The organism is Paenibacillus sp. ATY16 (genome assembly GCF_003399985.2).
GTDB lineage: Bacteria > Bacillota > Bacilli > Paenibacillales > Paenibacillaceae > Pristimantibacillus > Pristimantibacillus glycanilyticus.
In genome coordinates, this window is the sequence record NZ_NMOK02000017.1 from 72,244 (window position 1) to 96,990 (window position 24,747).

A 24,747-nucleotide genomic window follows, 5' to 3' on the forward strand; every position below is an offset into this window, starting at 1 on the left:
ATTAGCGGTGTCTCCTGAATTCGATTGGCGTCATGCCGAAGGTTTCTTTAAACTGCCGGCTGAAATAAGGCATGTAGCGGTAACCCACCTGGTCAGCGACCTCATATATTTTTACCTTCGGATCCTTCAGCAGCTCTCCCGCCCTCTCCATCCGCATCGTAATGACATATTCGCTAAAGCCTACCCCCATCTCTTCCTTGAACATCAGACCCAAATAATTAGGGGAAAAAGCGAACCTGTCGGCCACTTCCTTGAGCGTAAGGGAACGGTTCAGATGCTCCTTCATATAGGCGGTTACTTCCAAAATAAGCTTCGTATGCTTGCCCGGTTCAACGGTATCGGTCTGAGGCAGCGGCTGATATCGGGGAGCCGTACGTTTGGCAGCCTCCCGCCATTGCCTTTCTTCTTCCTGCTTTCTCGATACTTCATCCAGCTCCTTGGTCACGTGAACCAGCGCGTCAACGAGCTCGGAATCGTCCATCGGCTTCAGCACGTAACTGTATGCCCGAAGGGACAAGGCTTGCTTAACGTAATGAAAATCCTGATACCCGCTGACGAAAATCACTCTAAGCCCCGAGCAGCTTTCGGTCTCCTGCGCCTTGCGCGCAAGCTCCAGTCCGGACATGCTGGGCATATGCACATCCGTAACGAGAATATCGATCTCCCCGTCCTTCAATACCTCGTAAGCGTCAAAGCCGTTGTTGACGGCTGCCACAACCTCAAGCCCAAGCTCGGTCCAGGGAATAAACAAACGCATGCCTTCCAGGTCAAGCACTTCGTCATCCGCAATCAACACTTTATACATGAGGCATCTTCCCCCGTTCACGCAGAGTGGTTAAGCCGTGAAACGGCAGAACCGCCCCTATGCATAGGGACGGCGCCGACCGCTTGACCAAATTATACTCCAGCATTAGCCTGGATGTTAATTGCCTTTCATGCTTTTTAAGTTTTCCTGCCATTTCGTTGTCTTGTAAGCAAGCAGCTTGTCGTAGCCAATTGCTTCGGCATCCTTCTGCGCTTTGTCGAGGATCGCAAGAACCTCTTCATCGCTCTTCGCGTACAGCGCTTTTGCTCTTGCTTCCTTGTACAGCTCTTCGAAGGTTTGAGCGATAATGCCTTCCTCGGAATCAGGAGCCGGCGCAAGGTTGATGAATTCCGTAGCGTTCTTCTGCGTTTTCCACGTAATCGCATTTTGCCAGCGCGCTTCCCATGACTGCTGCTCTTCAGGCAAGGTCAGCTCGAATTTCATTTTGGACGTATCGATAAAGACGGTGTTGCCGTTCCATTGGAAGTTAACCGTTGCATCCATCATTTTCGTGCGGCCTTCCACGTCGGAGGTGTAAGCATCCGTAAAGATTGGGGAACCGTCCGCGTCCGTGCCTTTCCAATAGATGCCTTCAGGACCCCAGAACAAGGTGCGCGTGCCTTCAGGACCAGTCAAATAATCGAGGAAGGCGAAAATTTTCTCCGGATCTTTAGCCGATTTGGTAATGACGCTTACGTTCCAGCCCAGCTGCGTGTAAGTGCCTGCCCAAATTTTATTCTTATCGAGTCCTGCTTTATGAACCGGCCACACCATTATGTAACCGGAATTCGGATCCTTCTTCTTCAGCTCGGCGTCGCCAACCGCGCCGTATTCCGTTGGGCTAGCGCCGGCAAATACCGCGGCCGTTCCGTTATAGGCCTGCTCCTTTACTTGATCCTTCGTTTGCGTCAGGGCATCCGGAGACATCAGCTTTTCGCGGAACAGCTTGCTTGCGAACTGCATCGACTCGCGGAAGACCGGATCAAGGAACAGCGAGGTGAGCTTATCGCCGGTAGGCACGGCACGGTTCGAAACATACGCCGGCGAGTAATCCTCACCAAAGGCCGAATACAACACGTCAAGTCCTTGGCCGTCAATCGCCAAATCCGGGTTAAACGGCGTTACGTTCGGATATTTCTCTTTGACCATTTTCAAATAGTTGTAGAAATCGTCCGTTGTTTCGAGAGCCGGCTTGCCGAGCTCCTCATAGATCTTTTTATTCAAAAGGTAGCCGGCGTTGCCGTTAGGCTGGGACGTATACCAGTTCGGGAACTGATAAATCTTGCCGTCCTTCGAACGCAGCATGTTGATCGCCTCTTCGCCAACCCACTTCTTGAAGTTCGGATATTTATCGAGATAATCGTCAAAAGGAACCAGCATGCCCGCTTCGCGCAGCTTCTCTACATCCGCTCCGCGGTCCATCCAGATAACATCCGGAAGGTCGCCGGAGGCAATCATGGTGTTCAGCTTCTGTGCGGCATTGCCGCCCGATTGAACCGGCGTAATATCGACCTTCATATTGTCCTTAATCCATTTGGTTGCTTCATCCCCGCCCCAGGCTGGCATCGAATACCAGTCGTAATGCCCGTAAAAAGAAAACTTCAGCGGCTCGCTGCCTAGCTTCCATGCTCCCGAATCGCCAGCCGTGTTCGCAGGCGACTCGCTTTCAGCCGGCTTTTGGCTGTTTGTCGCTGCCGGTTCGTTGTTTGTCTTGTTTCCGTTACCGCTGGAGCATCCCGTCATTGCCAAAGTGATCGCCATTACGCTTGCTAGTCCAATCGTTGCCGATTTCCTCCATCTGCTCATCTTCATAATACCCCTCTCTCCCATGCTTTTAATTATGTTCAGCGGAAGCGGATTTGTCGATCCATGCTGCCGGGCAAGCGTATCCGTTTCACGTTGAAAACGCTGGTTGGACGCAAGCTCCCTATTCCTTCAAAGAGCCTACCAATACCCCTTTTACGAAATACTTCTGCACGAACGGATACACGGCGATAATCGGAATGGTAGCCACCATCATCGTAGCCATCGAAAGCGACTTGCTGGTCACGCTTTTCATCGAGCTGAGCCTGCTCTGGGATGCGGAATCCAGCTGCGAGAACTGTTCGCTCATAATATTGGAATTCAGAATCTGCTGCAGCATCGTCTGAATGGGAATAAGCTTTTCCTTCGTAATGTAGAGACTTGGGTAAAACCAATCGTTCCAGTGCCCCACCGCCGTAAATAAGGCGAGCGTAGCGATAACGGGACCGGATAGCGGCAAAATGATGCGAAAGAATGTTGCCCAGTAACCGCAGCCGTCGATTTGCGCCGATTCCTCGAGACCTTTGGGAAGTCCCTGGAAGAAGGTCCGGAATATAATCATGTTCCATACGCTGATCAACCCCGGAATGATAAAGACAAGAAAGTTATCCATAAGGCCGAGACCGCGGATTAACAGGAACGTCGGGATAATGCCCCCGCTGAAGTAGAGCGTAACAATGCAGGCGATCATATAAAACTTGCGGCCGATCAGCTCGCGCTTGGTCATGCCGTAAGCGAATATGGCGGTAAACAGAATAGAGCAGGCTGTGCCAATCACCGTCCGCATGACGGAAATATAAAATCCGTTGATAATCCGTTTGTCCTGGAAAACGATTTCGTAGTTATCGACCGTAAAAGCCCTCGGCCAGAAGGTCACGCCTCCAAGCGCCGTGTCCATCCCCTTGTTAAACGAGATTACCGCGGCGTTCCAGAACGGATAAAAGGTAAAGAAGGCGATAACGGTCAGGCTGATATAAACGAAGATCGATAAGCTTCTATCGCTTAAGCTGGATTTGATTCTCATACGCGGGCGGTCCTCCTTGTGCGATTATGTGCTTGCCTTACCATAAGCTGTTGCCGGTTCTTCTTGCCAGCAGATTGGCAAAGGTGAGCAAGCCAACGCTGATAACGGCCTTGAACAAACCAACTGCCGTCGCATAGGAGAAGCGCTGTCCGGTTATCCCCGTTCTGTACACGTACGTATCCAGCACATCCGATACGTCTCTCAGCACCGGATTAACGCCGAGCAGGAGCAGATCCTCAAAGCCTGCGCTAAGCAGGTTTCCGATTGCGAGAATAAGGAAGATGATGACGACGGGCATAATCGTTGGAATCGTAATCATAAAGATTTGCTTGAACCGGCTTGCTCCGTCGATGGAAGCGGCTTCGTACATGTTAGGGTCAATGCCGGCAATCGCGGCCAGGTAGACGATAGAGCTGAAGCCGATCTCCTTCCAGACTCCCGTCGTTACGATAATCGTCCAAAAGTATTCCGGAATGGACAGGAAGCTGATCGGTTCTTTGATGAAATGCACGGACTGGAGCAGAATATTCAGGCTGCCGTTCTCCACCGACAGGATCGACATCGCAAAGCCCGACACGATAACCCACGATAGGAAATGCGGCAAATAGCTCACTGTCTGTACAACGCGCTTAAAGTACATGTTCTTTACTTCGTTCAGCATAAGCGCCAGAACGATTGGCGCCGGGAAGCCGAATAAGAGCTTCAATACGCTGATGATGATCGTATTTCGCATCACCCGTTCAAACTCCGGCGCATGGAAGAACATTTCGAAATGTTTTAGCCCCACCCAAGGGCTGTCCATAAACCCTTTAAAGATGCTGTAATCCTGGAACGCGGTCAATACGCCGTACATCGGTATGTAACTGAATACGAAAATGAGCAGAAGCGCCGGAATAACCATCAACTGCAAATCCCATTGCTTAACGAAGCGTACCAGCTTGGATTTGCGCTTTAGCGCTTGTTGTTTCTCTGCAACGGCTACGGTGATCTCTGTCATTCGTTGTCCCCCCAAAAAGAATGGCAACACGTTTTTGGTTGCGATTCTTGCTTCGTTAAGCTTCAGATGGAAGCAAGTGCTCTTGCTTTTATTTTAGAATTAGAGAAGGTTCGTTTCTATTTGCCAGACCAACGAAAAATGATACATTTCAATTGATTAATGTTATTTTTCATAACACTCCATTCCGATGTATGCGGTTGCATTTTAAGCCCGGAAAATGAATCCGTTTCCACCTCACATCTCTTGAAAGGTGTATGAAATCAAAAAAACTGCCCCTTACGCTCACGCGTCAGGGACAGTTAAGGTAAAGACTTGATTTTAGTATGTTACGAGGGAGAACACTTCCACGCCTTCCAGCTTCTCGCGGCCCGTCAGGTAGGACAACTCGATCAGGAACGCGGCGCCAACCACTTCGCCGCCCAGCTGGCGGACAAGGTTCATCGACGTCGCGATTGTACCGCCGGTAGCAAGTAGGTCATCCGCAATAAGTACGCGCTGACCGGGAGAAATCGCGTCCTTATGCATCGCTAGGCTGTCATTGCCGTATTCCAGGTCGTAGCTGGCCTGAATCGTCTCGCCGGGCAGCTTGCCGCTTTTGCGGATTGGCGCAAAACCAACGCCAAGCGCCGTAGCAAGCGGAGCGCCAACAACAAAGCCGCGCGCTTCCGGTCCTGCGATAATGTCGATTTTCAGATGCTCAACCGCTTTGCGGATATCCTCGATAGCAGCACGGTATACGTCGCCATCCTTCAGAAGAGTTGTAATATCTTTGAATCTAATGCCTGGTTGCGGAAAATCGGGAATCACCCGGATGTAGTCTTTGAAATTAATATCGCTCATTCTCTTGTTCAATCCTTTCTCTACTTCCCATATCAATTATGCCATTACTTCGTTTGGAACATACGGCGAACGCAGCCTTTCGGCTTCGCGTTTCGCCTCTTGATACCTTTGCGACGTACCAAGATCACGCTTTTGCGGCGCTTCGGCAACAACGAAATGAGTGCCGTCTACCGCAATAAAGCCAAGCTCGAGGAATACCTCCAGCATGACGGTTATCATCTGCTCCGGCCAGCCGCATTGCCCGGAAAGATAGGCTTCGATTCCTTTTGCCGGAATACGCTGTTTCCTTCGGAGCAGCTGGTATACCTGTCCGAAGTGCTCCCGTTCAGGGAATCTCGCAAGCGCTCCCCCGAAATACAAATCATGAATATGAAGTTGGGCTTTGCGCTGGCCGTTCCATTCGTTAATCGACAGCTCGCCGACGAGATCAACGGGCAGACCAGTCTGCAGCTGATTCGACAGCTCTCCCAATCCGAATCCTACCGCATCCAGGGAAGCACGCCCGCTTCGGAGCGACAGCTTCAAATGCCTGGCATCCTTGCCCATCGTTCGATAGTCGGACAGCTCGGCGGATTGCAGCAGCAGCCTAGGCGAAGGATTGCCCGCTCCAAACGGCTCAAGCAAAGCAAGCTGGCCGATCGTATGGACGCTTGCGTCCCCAACCGAACAGACCAGATCAATAGCCGTCTTCGGAATCCAATCCTGCTCCGTCATCCATTCCATCGCCAGCTCGCCTAGCTTCTGCTCGAATGCAGGCAGCTGATCGCGGTGAAGGCTCATGCCGGCCGCCGCCTGATGACCGCCGTAATGGTCCAGCAGCTCGTCGCATTCGGTTAACGCGGCATGAAGATCATAGCCTTCAATGGATCTCGCCGACCCTTTGCACATTCCGCTGTCCGGATCGATGCCAAGGATAATAACCGGCTTGTAATAGCGCTCCAGGATCTTGGAAGCAACAATTCCGATTACGCCAACGTTCCAGCCTTCTCCAGCCAGAACGATGACGGCAGGCTCGGGTCTCGCTGCCGCTTGCGCAGCGTCCCGTTTCCCCTGCCACTGTTGTTCGGCTTCCTTCACGATGCCGTCTACGATTCGTTGTCTTTCCTTGTTGAGCACATCCAGCGAAGATGCTACCCTTATGGCCTCGTCGTAATCGCCGGTCGTCAGCAGCTCTACCGCGCGCTTCGCATGATCCAACCGGCCCGCGGCGTTAATGCGCGGCGCCATGCCAAAAGCAACAATCGTGGACGTCACTTGATCCAGCTCTATCCCGCATGCTTCCGATAAGGCGCGGAAGCCGGTATTGCCGGTATTTTGCAGCCGGGCGAGTCCAGCACGGACCAATACCCGGTTCTCATCGGTGAGGGGCATAATGTCCGCAATCGTGCCAAGGCTGACAATATCCGTCCATTCCATTGGAGGACGCCCCATAAGAGCCGTCGCCAGCTTAAAGGCTACCCCAACGCCGGCCAAGCCTTTGAACGGATAAGGGCAATCCTCCCGCTTCGGATTAACAACGGCAACCGCATCCGGAATCCGCTCCGGCGGTTCATGATGGTCGGTCACGACGATATCAATGCCCAGCGACTTCGCATATTCTACCTGCTCGTAAGCGCTGATGCCCGTATCAACCGTTACGATTAGACGAACGCCGTCAGCCGCAGCCAGATCAATCGCCCCGGTGTTCAGGCCGTAACCTTCCAAAGCGCGATGCGGAATATAATAATCAAAGGAATAACCTAGTTCGCGGAATACATGAATCAGCAGCGATGTACTGGATACCCCGTCCGCATCGTAATCCCCGTAAATCCGAATGAATTCGCCGTTATCCGCCGCCTGCCGAATCCGGTCAACGGCTTCTTTCATGTCCTTCAGCAGATACGGGTCATGCAGCCGGTCTTCCCCTCCCCGCAGGAAGGTTTCCGCCGCTTCCTTATCCTTATAGCCTCTCTGAACAAGAAGCTTGGCAACAAGAGGAGGAATTCCGAGCTGTGCCGACAACCGTTCCGCCTGCTGCTCATCCTCTTTATTCCAAGGCGCCAAATTCCAGCGTGTTTTTGCCTGTATCACGCTAAAGTTTCAACCCCTTTCCATTCTATTGCAGAAGCGTTGGCATATGCTCCTGGTTCGGATCATGATTCGATTTGTAAGGATAACCGGGATCATAAGGCTCTACATGGATCGTCACGTCCGTTACATGGCCGAACCGGGTAAGCAGCAGCTGCTTCGTCCGCTTAGCAATTTCATGGCCTTCCAATACGGAAATACGCGGATTTACGCTGATCACGATATCGGCAACAACGTAATGCCCTTGTTCCTTGGCTTGAATCGATTCCACGGTAATAACTCCTTCTACCCGCTGAATCAGCTGCATCAATATTTCCGTGTCTTCGCTTTGGATCTCGGCCTTTGCGTCTTTTCTTACAAATCCGGCGATCGTGCGATAGCCGCTTAACATGACAATGACTGCAATCACAATTGCAGCCGCAGGATCCAGATAATACAAAGCCGGCAGCGCCGCAGCCTTCCCAAGCATGGCTCCCCCTGCTCCAACAAGCGCCGCAAGCGAGCAATACAAGCTTGAGCCGCGCTCCTTCTGGGAAAAGAACATCTCACGAACAAGCAAACTAAGGAGAATGGCGGCAAGCGCGGTCCAGTGCGGCGGTTTATCGACCCCTTCCGCAATGGAGCGAATGGCGGAAATGCCAATCTCCAGGCTTGTAATCAGAAAAAACACGGCCAGGAAAACTTTCGTCAGCGCTTCAGTCCGGAGCATCGCGGCCGTTTTCTTGCTTCCCTCCTGCTTACCGGACAACAAAGCAAAAGCGGCGGCACATTCTGCCGCCGTACGGAAGGCATCGGCGAGCAGCGATTTGCTGCCCGCGAGTCCGCCTACTATGCCTTTAAACAACGCCAGCGCCGCAGTTCCCCATAAGCCCGCCTGTTCAGCCGGCTTTGCCTTCGCATATCGTTGTTCGGTTGACATTTATGCCTCCAGCGTGGAATGGAACGCCGGTAATGGAACAAGCCAGCTTCCATTCCACTTTTTCATAGAGTATTTTTCTATATTTGAAGCTAAAGCTTATACCGCTTTTTTAGCCGCCGCTTTCGTAGACGGCTTTTGCTTGCTCTTCATAACCATCCACAGCGGAGCCGCGATACAGATCGAAGAATAAGCGCCGCTCGCAAGACCAATCATCTTCGCGAGAGCGAACAGCTTAATCGATTCGCTGCCGAAGATGAACAGGCACGTAGCGATAATGAGAACGGCGAGTACCGTGTAAATGTTACGCGCCATCGTTTGCCACAAGCTTTGGTTCACAAGATCGCCGATTTGGTCGGCATTTTTTGTTTTGGCAAATCGAAGATTTTCGCGGATCCGGTCGAAGATAACGATCTTGTCGTTAATCGAGTAACCGATCGTTGTCAATACGGCCGCGATAAACGGCAGGTCAACCTGAAGACGGAAAATCGAGAACATCGTAATAACGACAAAGGCATCATACAAAATCGCAATGTTGGCCGCAAGCGCCATACGCCATTCGAAGCGGATCATTACGTAGAGCATAATCGCTACGCTCGCGATAATAACCGCGTAAATCGCTTTGACGCCAAGCTCCTGCGCCATATCAGGCGAAACTACGTTAACCTCGGAAGAAACATTATCACCGTATTTGGCTTTGAAAGCATCCTCAATGGCCTGTACTTTCGGCTGTTCGAGAACATCGTCGAACCGAGCCGAGACCCGGTCGCCGTTTGTGCCTCCAACCGTAGGCGTAATGTCGGAATAGCCTTGCTGGGACAAAATATCCTTGGCTTCCGCCTGGGTAATCTTTTTGCCTACGAGAATATCCATATTAGTACCGGCCTTGAAGTCAACCCCGAAGTTCATGTGGAAGATGCTGACCATCAAAATGCCGACAATCGTCAAAATAGCAGAGAACAGGAAAAACTTGTTGCGGTGTTTAATAAAGTCGAATCGAACCTTTGCATTATAGAGCACGGATTTCTGCCTCCTTCACGCCGTAGTAGCCAGGTTTAGTAAAGAGGTTACTGCGGATCAGCAAGTGAATCAGCAGACGCGCCAAGAAGATGTTGGTCACGATACTTACGAGAATACTGAAAATCATCGTCAGGGCAAAGCCGCGGATCGCGCCGTTACCGATGAAGTACAATACGACGCAAGAGATGATATTCGTTACGTTCGCGTCCATAATGGTACGGAACGAGTTTTTCGAACCGGCCTTCAGGGAAGACAGCAGGCTCTTGCCGCTGCGAATCTCTTCCTTGATCCGTTCGTACATAATGATATTGGCGTCAACCGCCATGCCTATACCGAGTACAAATGCCGCGATTCCCGGTAAGGTTAACGTAGCGTTCATGAGCTCAAACACGACAACGAGCAGCCAAGTGTAGGAAATAACCGTAATACCGGCTACAAAACCAGGAACGCGGAACAAGATGATCAGCAAAATCAAAATAATAATCGTGCCGATGATACCCGCGCCCACCGTATCTTCAAGCGATTTTTGACCAAGCTTTGCGCCAACGCTTTGCGTATAAATTTCGGTAAGTTTCAGCGGCAATGCGCCGAGATTGATCGTATCTTTCAGCTTGTTCGCTTCATCCAGGGTATAATTACCCGAGATTTGGGCCGAACCGCCTGTAATTGGATAGTTAACATTCGGGCTGGACAGCAATTCGTCATCCAAGTAAATCGACAACGTTTTGCCCGTCAGCTTGGTTGTTACATCTTCGAACTTTTTAGCGTCTTTCAGTTTGATGGTAATCATCGGATTACCCAATTGGTCAAACTCGACTTTGGCGCCGTTCTGCACGAAGTCGTTGCCTTGCAGCTCAACCGTGCCGTCCGGACCGCGGAATGTCAGATTAACCGGCTTTTTCAGCATTTCTCTGATTGCCGTTTCATCCGTAACGCCTGGAATTTTCACGCGGATCCGGTTGCTTCCTTCACGCGTAATTTCAGGCTCCGTCGTACCCGTGGAGTCAATCCGCTGCTCCAGGCTATGCGCCGTTTCTTTCAGCGACTCGGACGTTACCTGTTCGCCGCCTTCAAGTGGTGAGGCTTCGTACAATACCTCGAATCCGCCTTTCAAGTCAAGACCGAGCCGGATATCTTTGACAAGAGCCGGGCTCGTCCATGCGATAGCGCCAAACATGATGACAACGACCGCAAGGAAGGCAGTTAATCTCTTCCAGTTCATACGTACATAGTCCCCCTTAAGATCTCAATATTCCTATTATACTTAGGTTGTACTTGCGTGTAAAATTGCACGACAAAAAAAAGAAAACCCTTCCGTTAGAAATGGTTTCCCCGAAAAGCGCTCAGCGTCATAAAGTTCATAAATTTTGTCACCTTTAAGGACAAGATATCGTTTACGATCTGATGAAGCTCCGGCTGACCGGTCTTGCTATACTTCTCGCTTACGCATTCCCAAATCTCTTTCCCCGTTACATGTTCATATCCGATGAGATGAAATTCTTCCGCCTTGCTGTTGCACAGCTGTTCGATCGCGCTGTTCAGATCCTCATCTCCCACGGCTGTCTCCTCCTTCTGGCCTTGCAAATGCCTATCCCGATAGTGATAACTGTCCTCCTACCTATTCGCTACCGCTTGTCGATTTTCCTGCTGAATCTTTTGAATTGATAAATTTGGATGATTCATGATTCGGACATGCCGCGCATAAAGATGTACGGATACAATAGGTGGGATTATTGAAGAGATGAGGGCGACGAATGACGAAGCAAACGTTTATAAAAGGGGCTATGATTCTGCTGGCCGCCGGCATCATTAACCGGCTGCTCGGTTTTGTTCCGCGTATTGCTCTCCCGAGAATTATCGGAGCGGAAGGCGTCGGGCTGTACCAGCTCAGCTACCCGTTCTTGACGGTTATGCTGACCGTTATAACAGGCGGCATTCCGCTAGCCATTACCAAATGGACGGCTGAAGCCGTATCTCGCGGCGACTCTACGCGGGTCAAACAAATTTTCCGGACAGCAATGGGCCTTACAATCGTACTAGCTATCGTGATGACGGCTGCGCTGCTCCTCTTCGCGAAATGGATTACGACCCATCTGCTAACCGACTCCAGGGTCTATCAGACGTTTATGGTCATGACGCCTCTGATGCTTATCATAGGAGTTTCCTCGGTCTACCGGGGCTACTTCCAAGGCATGCAAAATATGATACCGTCCGCTGCCTCGCAAATCATTGAAACCGTCATCCGCATAATCGGCTCTCTAGCCTTTGCTTCCCTGCTGCTTCCGCGAGGGATCGAATGGGCTGCTGCCGGCGCCATGCTTGGAGTTGTCGCGGGAGAGATTGGCGCTCTAGCCGTTCTTCTCTGGACATATGCGAAGGAACGCGGGAAGTCCAATTCCGCTCCAAAACATGCATCCGATGATCTGCCCGAAAAAAATACCCCGGTGCTTCGCCGCTTGCTTGGCCTGTCCATTCCGGTTACCGGAAGCCGGATGGTTGGCTCCTTGTCTTATTTGCTGGAATCGATTCTAACCGCCCGGAGCCTTGCTGCCGCGGGAATTGCAACCGGTGTAGCCACTGCCCAATACGGCGCGCTGCAAGGGATGATCATTCCGCTGCTGCTCCTGCCAACGGCGCTAACCTTCTCGCTTGCTTCCTCCCTAGTTCCTTCGTTATCCGAAGCGGCGGCCAAGGGAGACAAAGCATCAATCCATATCCGCATGCATCAATCGATGCGGCTGGCTCTTGTTGCGGGAGCTCCGTTTGTTGTCGTGATGTGGCTGTTTGCCGAACCGATCTGCCGTCTGCTCTACAATCAAGCAGATATTGCTCCGATGCTCCAGCTAATAGCTCCAATCGGCATATTCATTTATTTGCAAGCTCCCCTGCAGGCTGCTCTTCAAGCTTTGAACAAGCCCGGAACAGCGCTGATGAACACGTTTATCGGGGCTGCCGTCAAACTCGTTCTGATCGTTATGCTTGCCTCAAAGCCCGAGCTTGGCATTTACGGCGCACTTATCGCGATTAACGTCAATATCGTGCTCGTTACGGTCCTCCACGGCATCAGCGTATTGCGCTTTATTGGCTTCCATATGCAGGTTCTCGATTTCGTAAAGGTTGGAGCAGCCATGATCGTTATGGGCGCCGCCGCCAGATGGATGATGAACACCCAGCCATTATCGCTCGAATGGATCAATCTGATGCTGGCCTGCATGATCAGCGGAATCCTGTATCTGCTCTTAATGGTCTGGATGAAAATAATCGACCGCTACGATATCGCCCGCATCCCGGTTCTGGGACAATGGTTCAAATGAGACGCTGCAAGAAAAAGCCGTGCTGCCTTGACCGGAAGCGCCCCCCTGTTCAAAATACGGCAGGGAGGCGCTCCGGCTAGGAGCGCGGCTTTTTGTCGCAATCGATAAACAGCTTTCCTTTATGGTCAATCGTGCACAGAAAGACTTCCTTGAAATCATGCACGCCCTGTTCCTGCAGCACATTTTTTAGCCAGAATCTGGTTTTATCGAGCTTGGCCAAATTCTCATCCTGAACTTTGCCGTCCATGATCAGCGGGATCGGCAGCATTTCGAACCGGAATCGGGCAGGCGTCTGGGATTGAGGCTTTAGAACAGGCTCGTCAGCAGCCGTCTTTGCCTGTTGCTCTTTTTGCGGCTCCTCTTGTTCCTTGGTCTCCGCGTTTTCTTTCTCGACAACCGATAATTTGCCCGTCGTCTCGAGAATCGCAAACTCGACATCCGCCACGTTGGTGATCTTATTTTCCCTTAATTGAAGCAACAAATCGTCCAGATTATAGCGCTGCTTGCGCATGACATCCCGGTTAAGCTTGCCTTTCGCAATGATGAAGCTTGGTTTCCCGTCAAACCATAACCTGAGCTTGCGGTTTTTCAAAGCAATAAACGCAATGCCCACCTGAACGATTAACAATACGACCATGGGCAAAATGCCTTCCCACATGGAACGGTCTACATCTTCGATGACGATAACGGCAATCTCGGCGATCATGACGGAGATTACCAGGTCAAACACGGAAAGCTTTCCAATTTCCCTTTTTCCCATAAAACGCATGATCAGAAATACGATGAAGTAAATCAATACGGTTCGGAGCAGCATGCTCCCATATTCCATCCTAACCGCCTCCTCGTTTTTGTCATGCCAGCTTCGGAACAGCACGTAAAGCTATTCTGGCCTTCAGCCTGACACATCATGCGATAAGCGGAGTAACGAATTTATGGGTAAATAACCTATGGCAACACAATAAAATAGATATATATGGTGGATATAACAAGGGCAAGCAGCGTTAACGGCGCTCCGATTTTCAGGAAGTCCACGTAGCTGAAGCCTTTGCCTTCCCGCATGGCCAGACCCGCTACAACTACGTTTGCCGATGCCCCGATAAGCGTTCCGTTGCCCCCTAAACAAGCGCCAAGCGATAGCGACCACCATAAAGGATTAAGATCATCGGGATTGGCAATGTTCATCTGAACTCCCAGATCTTGAATAAGCGGAATCATCGTCGCCACAAACGGGATATTGTCTATCGTCGCGGAAGCGATACCCGACACCCATAAGATCAGCATAGAGGTCTTGGTCATATCGCCGGAAGTAATCTGCAGCGTGACATTGGCCAGATCCGATATGATGTTCGTCTCCACGAGACCGCCAACAAGCATAAACAACCCGATAAAGAAAAAGATCGTCTCCCACTCCACCATGTCAAAGGCCGCTTCAGCGTCCTCCCGCTTCACCCCGATCAACATAAGAAGCGTGGCACCGCCCAAAGCAATCGCTGCCGCTTCAACGTGAATAACCGAGTGTAGAACAAAGCCGGCAATCGTCAGCAGCAGGATGGTTAAAGACTTCATCATCAACTTGCGGTCCGTGATGTAATCCTCCGCTTTTAAGTCCATAAGCTCTTGCTTTGATTCGTCGGTTACAATGAGCTTTTTCCGATAAATCCAGACAAGCAGGGCGATTGTGACAACCAGGATAACAAGAATAACCGGCGCAAGGTTTACAAGAAAATCATTAAACGTTAAATTCTCGTTCGCGGAACCAATCATGATATTAGGCGGATCGCCAATCAAAGTAGCCGTTCCTCCGATATTGCTCGACAAGATTTCAGCCAGCAGGAATGGCACCGGCGTGATTTTCAGTATTCGGGTAATCGAGAACGTAATCGGAACGATCAGAAGCACGGTCGTTACATTATCGAGAAAAGCCGAACCGAGACCCGTAAGCAAAGACAGGATAATAAAAATTTTAACCGGGTCGCCTTTCGCGGTCTGCGCCGCTTTTACGGCTGCATACTGGAACACGCCAGTCTTATTCGCAATGCCAACCAGGATCATCATCCCAATCAACAAGAAGATGGTTCCCCATTCGATGTGTTCGGTAAAAGCCAGCTTAATATCCAATACGCCAAGCACAATCATGATGACCGCACCAAATAAAGCAATGACGGTACGGTTTATTTTCTCCGTAATGATGATGGCATACGTTATGAGGAAAATCACGACAGCAGCCGTTACCTGCCAGGCAGCAGGATGGTAAATCTGTTCCAAACCAACAACTCCTTGTTTCAGCGATTCAAACAATAAAGCACATTATACAAAAAAGTTGCAAATATCGTCCAGTCGCGCCAAACGACAGGTCTAATCGGGGCAGCTTGACCATAAGGTGTACTAATAGTCTTGTACAAGGGGGGAATAAGATGAATTCGATCAAATCGATCGCCCGGCCGCCGCGTATCGGCTCTCCGCTAATTGCAGGCGTTATATATTCGATTATTTGGCTTGCTATAGGCGCACTGTTGCTTTCGTGTTTGCTTTACTTCAGCAATATGAAAGAAAACAACCTGCCTCAGTACTCGCTTGCCGTCCATGGCTTCTCCGCTCTGGCCGGAGGTTTCGTGTCGGGCAAACGCTCCGGCATGAAAGGCTGGTATCATGGCGCCCTGCTTGGCCTCATTTACGGCATTACCGTGCTGACCATCGGTTTTCTGGCAGCCAACAGCGGTTTGTCCGGCAAAAGCGCCATTATGCTGCTTGCTGCTATGCTGGCTGGCGCCTTTGGCGGAATGATCGGGGTTAACCTTAAGAAATAACGGTAATGAATAACGATGCCTCTGCACATACTACATGCATGCAAAAAAGAAGCTGACCCTAAGATCAGCTTCTTTTCATTTCGCATTATTCCGTTGCTGCCGGTGCGCTGTTCAGTACGGAGCTGATTGCGCTGCGGTCGAACGTCATCTTAGTCGTATCGTTTACGCGAAGTACAACCGTGTCGTCCGTAAGTTCAACGATTGTGCCTTGAAGGCCGCCAATCGTTTGAATTTTATCGCCCTTCTTCAACTGGCTGAGAAGCGAGTTCCGCTGTTTCGTTTTCTTCTGTTGCGGACGGATAAGCAAGAAATAGAACACCGCAAACATCAGAATAAAAGGCCAAATCATCTGGAAAATATTCGTGCTGCCTGCTGCATCTGCTGCTAGATATGTCGTCATGGAAATTCCCCCCTTTCCCTAAAATCTAAGCTTAAAAGCCCTTCTCGTTATCAAACAGTCCATACTTCGTGAAAAACTCGTCGCGGAAATCCAGAAGCCTGTCTTCCATAATCGCCTGACGCACATCACGCATGAGCTGTAATAGGAAATGCAAGTTGTGATAGGTCGTAAGCCGGATACCAAACGTCTCGTCCGCTTTGAGCAGATGACGGATATACGCTCTCGAGTAGTTTTGGCAAGTGTAGCAGGAGCATTCCGGATCAAGAGGACCAAAATCCTCAGCGAATTTGGCGTTGCGTACAACAAGACGGCCTTGGCTTGTCATCGTTGTCCCGTTGCGGGCAATACGCGTCGGCAATACGCAGTCGAACATATCGACACCGCGGATCGAACCTTCGATCAATGCGTCCGGCGAACCAACGCCCATCAGATATCTTGGTTTGGTTGTTGGCAGCTCAGGTACCGTGTAATCAAGCACTTCATACATCAAATGCTTAGGCTCGCCTACACTTAGTCCACCAATAGCATACCCCGGGAAATCCATGGAAGTCAAATCCTTCGCGCTCTGGATCCGCAGGTCTTTGTACATGCCGCCCTGCACGATTGCAAACAATCCTTGGTCATGCTTGCGGGCATGGGAATTAAGGCAGCGCTCCGCCCAGCGCGTCGTGCGCTCAAGCGATTGCTTCACGTAATCATAATCAGCCGGATACGGCGGGCATTCGTCAAAGGCCATCATAATATCCGAACCAAGCGCGTTCTGGATCTCCATCGCCTTCTCCGGAGAAATAAACAATTTGTCCCCATTCAGATGGGAGCGGAATTGAACGCCTTCTTCCGTAATTTTGCGCATGTCGCTTAAGCTGAATACTTGAAAACCGCCGCTGTCGGTCAGAATCGGACGGTCCCAGTTCATGAATTTGTGAAGGCCTCCTGCCCGGCCGACAATGTCATGGCCAGGGCGAAGGAACAAATGGTACGTGTTGCTCAAAATAATTTGAGCGTCCATCGTTTTTAATTCTTCCGGACTCATCGTCTTAACGGTTGCCTGGGTCCCAACCGGCATAAACGTTGGCGTCTCGATAACGCCGTGCGGAGTGTGGACTCGTCCAAGACGCGCGCCGGACTGTTTGCAAACTTTAATTAATTCATATTTTACAGCCACTAGTCATTCTTCCTGTCTATTTGAATTATCGTGCTTGCGCAAGCTGGTGCTAATAGATAAACATGGCGTCGCCGAAGCTGAAGAACCGGTATTCTTCACGGACAGCTTCCCCGTAAGCCTTCATTATCGCATCCCGTCCGGCCAGTGCGCTGACCAGCATAACAAGCGTCGATTTCGGCAAATGGAAGTTTGTCAGCAGGGCATCTACCAGCTTAAAATCGTATCCCGGGAAAATAAAAATATCCGTCCAGCCGTTGCACGCCTCAATAGGTCCGCTTTCAAACCTTGCGGCTACCGTCTCTAGCGTTCTCGAGGAGGTTGTGCCCACAGCTATTATACGGGCTCCCGACGATTTGGCTTCATTTATTATTTCGGCATTTTGTTCATCCAGCTCGTAATACTCCGAATGCATCTCATGCTCTTCAACTTTATCAACGGACATCGGCCGGAAGGTGCCCAAACCGACATGCAGGGTAATATAGGCAAGCTTAACCCCTTTGTCGACCAGTTGCTGCAGAAACTCCTTCGTGAAATGAAGCCCTGCCGTCGGAGCTGCCGCAGAGCCTTCATGCTTGGCGTATACGGTCTGGTAGCGTTCTCTCTCCTCCAGCCTCTCCTTGATATAAGGAGGCAGAGGCATTTCCCCTAGACGGTCGAGCAGCTCCTGGAAGATGCCCTCGTACTGGAAGCGGATCGTCCGTCCTCCCATATCGCCTTCATCCTCTACTACCGCACGGAGAAGAGGTTCACCGCTTCCGTTGTCGCCGAACCACAACTCGGAGCCTACCTTTATGCGCTTGGCCGGCTTGGCCAAAGTCTCCCAGCGGTCGCCCTCCAGCTGTTTCAGAAGCAACAGCTCGATCTTCGCGCCTGTATCGGGCTTTACTCCTGTGAGACGGGCCGGAATGACGCGCGTGTTGTTCAGAACAAGCACATCTCCCGCTTTCATATACTCGGCGAGATCCGTAAAGGTGCGGTGGGCGATTTCGCCCGTCTCTTTGTTAAGCGCCAGAAGTCTGGATGCCGTACGGTCCGCAAGAGGCGTTTGGGCAATCAGATGTTCGGGCAGTTCAAAATCAAACCAATCTACATTCATGAATCAATCATTCCTTAGCGATGGTTACATCTTTATAGTAGTATTGCAAGATATAAGAGTAGTCATACCCTTGCTGCGCCAGACCTAATGCTCCGTATTGGGATAATCCAATCCCGTGGCCATTCCCCGATCCAACAAAACGGAAGGAAGGATCCTTGGTTGTCGCGCGGAGCTGGCTGTCTCCGTTCATAACCATAACGTTGCCGTCCGCCTGCGTGACTTTGCCGCCTGCCTGAATCATATAGACGGGCTGCGCGGAAGAAGTCTTCGTGCGGGTCGAGCCGTTAGCCCCAAGCATGGTCACCTTCGCCGTCTCGTCTACCTTAAATAACGTGCTTGGCAAACCGCCAAGCGCCGAACGAAGCGCATCTGGATATTTTACATTGTAAGCCTGTCCATTGACAAGCAATTGGGTAACGCGGCCGGATGGCCCCGTTGTTCCGACATGCAAGGAAGTGATCGGCCCCGTAACGCTCGCCTGCTTCGTCATCGTAGCGAGAAGCTCCGCGGACGTAAACGGACCTTTCACCCAGGACATCGCGTTATTCTCGACCGCTTTGTCCAGAACGGCAACAACCGTTCCTTTATTCACTTGTCCGACTAACGCAACGGAATCTTCCACCTTCGGATTTTTCCGCACCTTGGAGCCGTCCGTATTCACGGTCATCAGCTTAACGCCTGCCGCATTCGTCTGACCCGAATCGGTCAGCAGATCTTCGCGGATATAACCGGTCGCGTTGTTCGGAAGAACAACGCGGTACCAGGCATACAAGCCTTTCTCCGAAGAGCTGTCCGTCGGGCTGGAAACGCTCTTCAGGTAGGCAACGGAATTGCCCCAAATTTCCGAAGCATCGGCCGTTTTGCCGCCGCCGTTCGACGAGAACAAAGCCTCAATAAGCTTGCCGTTGTACAGCATCACTTCGCCGGCCGTCTCGTCCACCGCTTGAATGGTAGCAGGCTTCTCGGTTACGGTGCCTTGATATTCCTGGCTGCTTACGGTATCCACCACATTGGCGATTTGGAAGCCTGAACCCTGGTACAACGCATACGTGCGTGCCGCTACCGCCTGGGCTTTAAGCGCTTCAAGCGGCCATGACGCGATCATCTCTCCGCCTACTACCGAATACAAGTATTGCTCGAACGGCAGCTCGTTAACGACGGCCAGCTTGCCGTTAAATTCGCTAACCTCGAATTGCCCCCGGTAAGTCCGGCCGCTGCGCTCCGTCAGCTTGATCGCGCTGTCGCCGGCCGGCATGATCCGTACCTTAGCATTATTAACCGGGAACGCGTAAAGCGTAACCGGGCTGTCAGCTTTGCCGCTTAATGTATGGTCGTTGCGTTCCAGAAGATAAGCGGAATCGTCCGCCGTCTTCAGCCCGCTGCCCGCTGCGCCGGCTGCCGTCTTCACGACGTTAAGCTCGGCCGAGCTTGCTGCAGCGCCAACAAACACGGAATAACGAGGATTTGCGCTTCCGTCAGTCTTGCGTACGCCTACGAACGCATCCACTCCCGCTGCGCTAAAGGCATCGGAAGCTTTTACCGCCTCCGCTTCGGAAGCGTAGGTTGTTGCGCTTTCCAGATGGAACGGCCCTTGAATAACCGCTTTAGCGCTGCCGATAAGCTTGCTGATCGTGCTGTCCGCCGACCATTTGTTCATGGCCGCCGTAGCATCTGCCGCATTGCCGTATGTACCTTCCGCTACCTGATAAACCGTCTTTCCTTTTTTCTTCAGGGACGTAATAAAGCCGCTCCCCGACAAGGCCTGCAGCCTCTTATAAACGGCGAGAGCCGTATCAAAGCTTTCCGTCTCGATTACTTTTACCTTGTAGTCGTCCTTCGCAATCCGGGACTGCACATTCGCCCCGGTATTAACCCACGGTACCGTACCCGAAGGATCGCTCATGCCTATCGTTAAACCGCCGGCGGAAGAAAATGTAGCCGCAGCCGTGTTTGCCTGATATTTCCCCGGCAATTGCAGATAGATAGCAACACGGATCGTATCAAGCTGCGGAACGGCGCCAAGCGAAGGCTTGGCCCACCAAGTCGATACAAACAAAAGTCCGGCGATCGTAAGCAGAGATAACCGCTTAAACGACCATCGTTGAAATTTCATCAATGATTCCCCTTTCCCTTCTCATGCTGCGAAGGCAAGCTGCACCCATTCACGGAGCAGCTTTGCTCCGTACGTCCAAACCAGTCATATCGACGTTTCGCAATGTATCGGTACAACCAATCGCCAATCCGGCTTAAGCCGGGCATGCGGTAAAGCGAGGCAAGCAAGCGGAAGCCTTTTATGGTGCGCAAAATCCGGACAACGCCGTCAGCGCCGGCATACAGCCGGCCTTTTTCGTCTGCCACATGCATCTTCTCGTATAAGTCCGCTTCGGCAGCCTTCTCGATTCCCGGGACACGATTTTCCGCGTCGCCAAGCGATTGAATAGGCACAAAAATCAGATCCGCGTTGGAACGGAGCTCTTGCAGCTTCTTGACCGTGCCCATGCACAAGTTGCAGGTTCCGTCGTATACGACATACAGCTTTTCCCGCTCGCTCCTCATCTTCCTCACCTCTCCGGTATAGGCATGCCGAGATGACGGTAGGCCTGATCCGTCGCGATCCTGCCGCGAGGCGTCCGCTGCAGAAATCCGATCTGCATTAAGTAAGGCTCGTAGACATCCTCAATCGTCTGGCTCTCTTCGCCAATGGACGCGGCAATCGTATCCAGGCCGACCGGACGGCCGGCGAACGTCGTCATCATGGCCAAGAGCATCTTGTGGTCGATACTATCGAGACCCACAGGATCGACTTGCTGCAGCTCCAGCGCGGACTTCGCAATCTCGTGCGTAATGATGCCGTCTCCGCGCACCTGCGCGTAATCGCGTACCCGCTTCAATAGACGGTTCGCGATACGCGGCGTTCCGCGGGAACGCATCGCGATTTCTTCCGATGCTTCTCCGATAATGGCAATGTCAAAAATTTCAGCCGAGCGGGATACGATGTAAGCCAGCTCATCCACCGTATAGAACTCCAATCGGCTGATGACGCCGAACCGGTCGCGCAGCGGCGCCGACAGGAGACCCGCTCTCGTCGTCGCGCCAATCAGCGTAAACGGCGGCAGGTCGAGACGGACGGATCTGGCGCTTGGCCCTTTGCCGATCATAATGTCCAGCGCGAAATCCTCCATCGCCGGATAGAGCACTTCCTCTACCGTCCGGTGAAGGCGATGGATCTCGTCAATGAACAGCACATCGCCCTCCTGCAGATTGGTCAGCAGGGCGGCAAGGTCGCCGGGGCGCTCGATTGCCGGACCCGAAGTTGTGCGCAAATTAACGCCAAGCTCGTTGGCGATGATGTTCGACAGCGTTGTTTTCCCGAGCCCGGGAGGCCCGTACAGCAGAACGTGGTCCAGCGCTTCCTTCCGCATCTTGGCTGCGTCTATATAAATCTTTAAATTTTCCTTCGCTTTGGACTGCCCGATATATTCGGCCAGATACCGGGGGCGCAGGCTTAACTCCATGGCCTGCTCATCCATCATCAGGTTAGCGGATATTATCCGATCTTCCACCCTCGCTCAGCTCCTTTATGTTAGCCTTTAAACAGCTGCTGCAAGGCACGTTTCATTAATGAATCCACCGTTTCGTCCGCGGTCACCGAAGGAGCCAGGGCGCTCCATGCCTTATCCAGCTCGGCAGCCGTATAACCAAGCGCGGAAAGCCCATCGCGGGCTTCTTCCCAAGCGGTTCCGGCGCCTTGCTGCGCGCTTGCCGCGGAAACAGGCTGATGAGGCGCAAGCCCCGCTGCGGCGAGTAGCCCGGCATCCGTGGCAAAGCCGGCCAGCTTATCCTTAAGGTCGAGAATCATGCGCTGGGCAGTCTTCTTCCCAATGCCCGGAAGTCTCGTCAGGAATGCGATATTCTCCTGCTGGATCGCCCCGATAACCGCATCCGGACGCCCGCCTGCCAGTATGCCAAGCGCCACTCTAGGACCGATGCCCGACACCTCGAGCAGCTTTCGGAACAAGGTCTGCTCCTCCCTGGACTCAAAGCCGTACAGAAGGATCGCATCCTCGCGGACATGATGGTGAATGTAAATGGTGACGGCATCTTCCTTGCCCGCAAAGGCATACGGATTAGGCGTAAACACCCGGTAGCCGACATCCCTGACATCTAAAACGACATATTCGGATTCTACATGAGAAATAAGTCCGCGTAAAAAATCGATCATCGAAGCACCTCGTTAATTTTTTGCGACAACCCCGAAGAATGGGCATGACAAATCGCTACCGCTAGCGCATCCGCCACATCATCCGGCTTCGGAATGGCCGACAGCTTAAGAAACATTTTGACCATTTCCTGCACCTGGCGCTTCTCTGCTTTCCCGTAACCCACAACGGCCTGCTTCACTTGAAGCGGCGTATACTCCGCTACCGGCAGCCCCCGCTGGGCGGCAGCCAGAATAATAACCCCTCTCGCCTGCCCTACGGCAAATGCCGTGGTTACGTTACGGTTGAAGAACAGCTTCTCCACGGCGACGGTATCCGGCTTATACTTATCCATGAGCGCAACCGCCGAGTCGTAAATCTGTACAAGCCTCTCCTCCTGAGGCGTATGGGCAGCCGTCTGAATGCAGCCGTATTGGACCGGCTTCAGCTTATGGCCATCCTTATCGATAAAACCAAATCCCGCGATCGCAATGCCGGGGTCTATACCAAGAACGCGCAATCCGCCAACTCCTTTGCGGCAGTCATTACCGCTTCTTATCCGTCCATTATAGCAAAAGATGGACCGTATGAGAACACGCGTTTGAGATCGCCGCCGGGAGGCGCCTATGAAAAAACCTTCCGCTGAAGAACGCGGAAGGTCATGGTCCGATTAATAAGTCGGCTTCATCACTTTTTGGTTGGCGGGTATGGCAAAATCGCTGTAGGTGGACAAAACGCTGTTATATTCGTCCATATCGGTTATCTTAATCCCTTCGGACAAACGGTCTACCTTATCCTGAGGCAGGCTGCTTTCCATATATTTCACGTCCAACTGAAAAAAGGTCTTTACGACCTTCTCTTTTTTGGGAGCTCCCTCAAAGAGAGAAAGGTAGCCTTGTTTATCCAGCCCTATATAGATATTGCCTTTGCAGGATTGCGAGAAATCTTCAATCACCTGCTCAAGCAGGACGGTCTGACCGTCCTGCGACAGCATCGCCGTCCATTCCGGATGAGACACCAGCATGCGTATCACTTCAGCGGAGGTCAATTGGCCAAGCGGCTGCGTTTCCTCCCCGCAAATATATTGGCGGTGCAGCTGAACGGCGAGCGGCTCCTCACGCTCCTGTAAAATACGGATTAGACCGGGATTACCTTCTCCCGGTTCCTTAACGGCTGCCCCTGCCGCAGCGGCAGCCGGCGTGACGCAAGCAGCTTGTATGAGCACTGTCGCTCCGATTAAGAATGATCCTAAAGTCCACATCGGACGCCGCCCCCGTCGCAGTCTTTTTTTCAATTGCTTCCATAAGCTGAACCTCATCATCATAATAATAGCCCCTTGTATTTCTTTTTGACCTAGTTTAACTCAAAGCTTCCAATAATATGTACGCATAAAGCGAAACGGCTATAGACGTAGATTTTTAGTAACAGCAAACAGCCTCCTGCCTTTAAAAAGGCAAGAGGCTGTTCTAGATTATGCATTAGCGATTAATCCAAGGCCTGCTGTTGCGATCTGTTTTTTTCGACGATTTTGGAGTAACCGCACGAATTTTAGCCACTTTGCGCGGCTTTGTTTTTTTGATTACCGCTTCGGTTACCGCTTCAATCAATTCTTCTTCCGTACGTTTGCCTCCGCATCCGCATGGATCGTTCTGCGCGCCGGCCGTTTGGCCAGGCCAGTAGGAATAAGGACTAAAGCCTTGAGTGCCGGCTACTTGATTGCCGTAATAGCCGTAGCCTGCCGGGGCGGCATTTGGTCCAAGCGCAAGCGGCGATACATTAGATCCAAGCGCGGCTGGGGATACGTTGGAACCAAACGCTTCCGGCGATACGTTAGATCCAAGCGCGGATGGAGATACGTTCGAGCCTAACGCTTCTGGCGAGAAATTAGACCCAAGCGCGGATGGAGATACGTTCGAGCCTAGCGCTGCAGGCGAGAAATTAGATCCAAGGGCGGCTGGGGATACGTTCGAGCCTAGCGCTGCAGGCGATACATTTGGTCCCATTTCCGCCGGCGATACCATGCCTGGATGACCGTAGCCGTAGCCGTAATCCGGGCCAACGTTAACCGGGGATACCATTCCGCCGTAACCATAGCCATATTCCGGCCCCATATTTGCCGGAGATACGGCTCCCGGCCAACCATAACCATACCCGCCTACAGGACCCGTCATTTCAGGACTGACGGCTGTTGGAGCACTATTTTCCCCGAGTGCGGCCGGCGATACATTCTCTGGACCAAAGCTTGCCGGAGATACCGCACCAGGCCAGCCGTAACCAGGTCCCATCTCTGCCGG

23 protein-coding genes and 1 pseudogene are annotated in these 24,747 nt (G+C 51.9%); 2 read left to right on the forward strand and 22 right to left on the reverse strand.

The features are described 5' to 3' along the window. Nucleotide 1: 1 nt before the first annotated feature. The 10 genes from CFI03_RS11230 to CFI03_RS11275 all read right to left on the reverse strand — a co-directional run bounded on the left by CFI03_RS11230 (nt 2) and on the right by CFI03_RS11275 (nt 11,029). Nucleotides 2–805, reverse strand: coding sequence for a response regulator transcription factor (locus CFI03_RS11230; protein ID WP_127494521.1), 804 nt, complete (start codon nt 803–805; stop codon nt 2–4). 117 nt (nt 806–922) lie between these two features. Beyond that, nucleotides 923–2,617 (reverse strand): extracellular solute-binding protein, encoded by a 1,695-nt coding sequence (locus CFI03_RS11235; protein ID WP_248757471.1) that lies wholly within the window; start codon nt 2,615–2,617, stop codon nt 923–925. Between the two features lie 115 nt (nt 2,618–2,732). Then, complete coding sequence (locus tag CFI03_RS11240) at nt 2,733–3,632, reverse strand: carbohydrate ABC transporter permease (protein WP_127494525.1); 900 nt, start codon at nt 3,630–3,632, stop codon at nt 2,733–2,735. Nucleotides 3,633–3,669: 37 nt separating this feature from the next. Continuing rightward, nucleotides 3,670–4,629 carry an ABC transporter permease gene (locus CFI03_RS11245; RefSeq protein ID WP_248757472.1) on the reverse strand — a complete coding sequence of 320 codons (960 nt, stop codon included), beginning with the start codon at nt 4,627–4,629 and terminating at the stop codon, nt 3,670–3,672. A gap of 318 nt (nt 4,630–4,947) precedes the next feature. Beyond that, complete coding sequence (locus CFI03_RS11250; RefSeq protein ID WP_127494695.1) at nt 4,948–5,460, reverse strand: adenine phosphoribosyltransferase; 513 nt, start codon at nt 5,458–5,460, stop codon at nt 4,948–4,950. A 45-nt stretch (nt 5,461–5,505) separates the two neighbouring features. Then, nucleotides 5,506–7,539, reverse strand: coding sequence for a single-stranded-DNA-specific exonuclease RecJ (recJ, locus tag CFI03_RS11255; protein ID WP_248757473.1), 2,034 nt, complete (start codon nt 7,537–7,539; stop codon nt 5,506–5,508). Between the two features lie 25 nt (nt 7,540–7,564). Further along, nucleotides 7,565–8,455, reverse strand: coding sequence for a cation diffusion facilitator family transporter (locus CFI03_RS11260; RefSeq protein WP_248757474.1), 891 nt, complete (start codon nt 8,453–8,455; stop codon nt 7,565–7,567). A 96-nt stretch (nt 8,456–8,551) separates the two neighbouring features. Further along, a complete protein-coding gene (secF, locus tag CFI03_RS11265; RefSeq protein ID WP_201007644.1) occupies nt 8,552–9,472 on the reverse strand; it encodes a protein translocase subunit SecF in 921 nt (306 codons plus the stop codon). Further along, nucleotides 9,462–10,694 carry a protein translocase subunit SecD gene (gene secD, locus CFI03_RS11270; protein WP_201007643.1) on the reverse strand — a complete coding sequence of 411 codons (1,233 nt, stop codon included), beginning with the start codon at nt 10,692–10,694 and terminating at the stop codon, nt 9,462–9,464. The genes secF and secD overlap by 11 nt, the downstream gene beginning before the upstream one ends. A gap of 95 nt (nt 10,695–10,789) precedes the next feature. Beyond that, nucleotides 10,790–11,029: a post-transcriptional regulator gene (locus CFI03_RS11275; protein WP_127494535.1), complete on the reverse strand. Its 240-nt coding sequence runs from the start codon at nt 11,027–11,029 to the stop codon at nt 10,790–10,792. Between the two features lie 197 nt (nt 11,030–11,226). Here CFI03_RS11275 and spoVB point away from each other — a divergent pair, with 197 nt between their 5' ends. Further along, a complete protein-coding gene (gene spoVB / locus CFI03_RS11280; protein WP_248757475.1) occupies nt 11,227–12,786 on the forward strand; it encodes a stage V sporulation protein B in 1,560 nt (519 codons plus the stop codon). Between the two features lie 76 nt (nt 12,787–12,862). On the opposite strand, the gene CFI03_RS11285 is transcribed toward spoVB, so the two are convergent. After that, nucleotides 12,863–13,615 (reverse strand): YetF domain-containing protein, encoded by a 753-nt coding sequence (locus CFI03_RS11285; protein WP_248757476.1) that lies wholly within the window; start codon nt 13,613–13,615, stop codon nt 12,863–12,865. A 116-nt stretch (nt 13,616–13,731) separates the two neighbouring features. Further along, on the reverse strand, nt 13,732–15,051 hold the full coding sequence (locus CFI03_RS11290; RefSeq protein WP_248757477.1) for an ArsB/NhaD family transporter: 1,320 nt from the start codon (nt 15,049–15,051) through the stop codon (nt 13,732–13,734). Between the two features lie 149 nt (nt 15,052–15,200). Between CFI03_RS11290 and CFI03_RS11295 the strand changes: the two genes are divergently transcribed. Further along, nucleotides 15,201–15,593 carry a TIGR04086 family membrane protein gene (locus CFI03_RS11295; RefSeq protein WP_248757478.1) on the forward strand — a complete coding sequence of 131 codons (393 nt, stop codon included), beginning with the start codon at nt 15,201–15,203 and terminating at the stop codon, nt 15,591–15,593. Between the two features lie 85 nt (nt 15,594–15,678). Here CFI03_RS11295 and yajC read toward each other — a convergent pair whose 3' ends face one another. From yajC to CFI03_RS11345, 10 genes and pseudogenes are all read right to left on the reverse strand, one after another. Next, on the reverse strand, nt 15,679–15,993 hold the full coding sequence (gene yajC / locus CFI03_RS11300) for a preprotein translocase subunit YajC (protein WP_201007639.1): 315 nt from the start codon (nt 15,991–15,993) through the stop codon (nt 15,679–15,681). Nucleotides 15,994–16,024: 31 nt separating this feature from the next. Then, nucleotides 16,025–17,158, reverse strand: a complete 1,134-nt coding sequence (tgt, locus tag CFI03_RS11305; protein WP_132307261.1) for a tRNA guanosine(34) transglycosylase Tgt — start codon at nt 17,156–17,158, stop codon at nt 16,025–16,027. A 49-nt stretch (nt 17,159–17,207) separates the two neighbouring features. Continuing rightward, a complete protein-coding gene (gene queA / locus CFI03_RS11310) occupies nt 17,208–18,254 on the reverse strand; it encodes a tRNA preQ1(34) S-adenosylmethionine ribosyltransferase-isomerase QueA (protein WP_248757479.1) in 1,047 nt (348 codons plus the stop codon). A gap of 7 nt (nt 18,255–18,261) precedes the next feature. Continuing rightward, nucleotides 18,262–20,367, reverse strand: coding sequence for a SpoIID/LytB domain-containing protein (locus CFI03_RS11315; RefSeq protein WP_248757480.1), 2,106 nt, complete (start codon nt 20,365–20,367; stop codon nt 18,262–18,264). Next, nucleotides 20,367–20,810: a thiol-disulfide oxidoreductase DCC family protein gene (locus CFI03_RS11320; RefSeq protein ID WP_201007637.1), complete on the reverse strand. Its 444-nt coding sequence runs from the start codon at nt 20,808–20,810 to the stop codon at nt 20,367–20,369. Before CFI03_RS11320 ends, CFI03_RS11315 begins: the two co-directional genes overlap by 1 nt. A gap of 5 nt (nt 20,811–20,815) precedes the next feature. Next, a complete protein-coding gene (gene ruvB, locus CFI03_RS11325; RefSeq protein WP_127494555.1) occupies nt 20,816–21,817 on the reverse strand; it encodes a Holliday junction branch migration DNA helicase RuvB in 1,002 nt (333 codons plus the stop codon). A gap of 20 nt (nt 21,818–21,837) precedes the next feature. Then, the gene (ruvA, locus tag CFI03_RS11330) at nt 21,838–22,476 is read right to left on the reverse strand and encodes a Holliday junction branch migration protein RuvA (protein ID WP_201007636.1); all 639 of its coding nucleotides are present in this window, start codon (nt 22,474–22,476) and stop codon (nt 21,838–21,840) included. Further along, on the reverse strand, nt 22,473–22,973 hold the full coding sequence (gene ruvC / locus CFI03_RS11335) for a crossover junction endodeoxyribonuclease RuvC (RefSeq protein WP_015845963.1): 501 nt from the start codon (nt 22,971–22,973) through the stop codon (nt 22,473–22,475). Before ruvC ends, ruvA begins: the two co-directional genes overlap by 4 nt. A gap of 150 nt (nt 22,974–23,123) precedes the next feature. Then, on the reverse strand, nt 23,124–23,714 hold the full coding sequence (locus CFI03_RS11340) for a BofC C-terminal domain-containing protein (protein WP_164775442.1): 591 nt from the start codon (nt 23,712–23,714) through the stop codon (nt 23,124–23,126). Nucleotides 23,715–23,931: 217 nt separating this feature from the next. Next, a pseudogene (locus CFI03_RS11345) lies at nt 23,932–24,747 on the reverse strand (hypothetical protein); the annotation flags it as partial.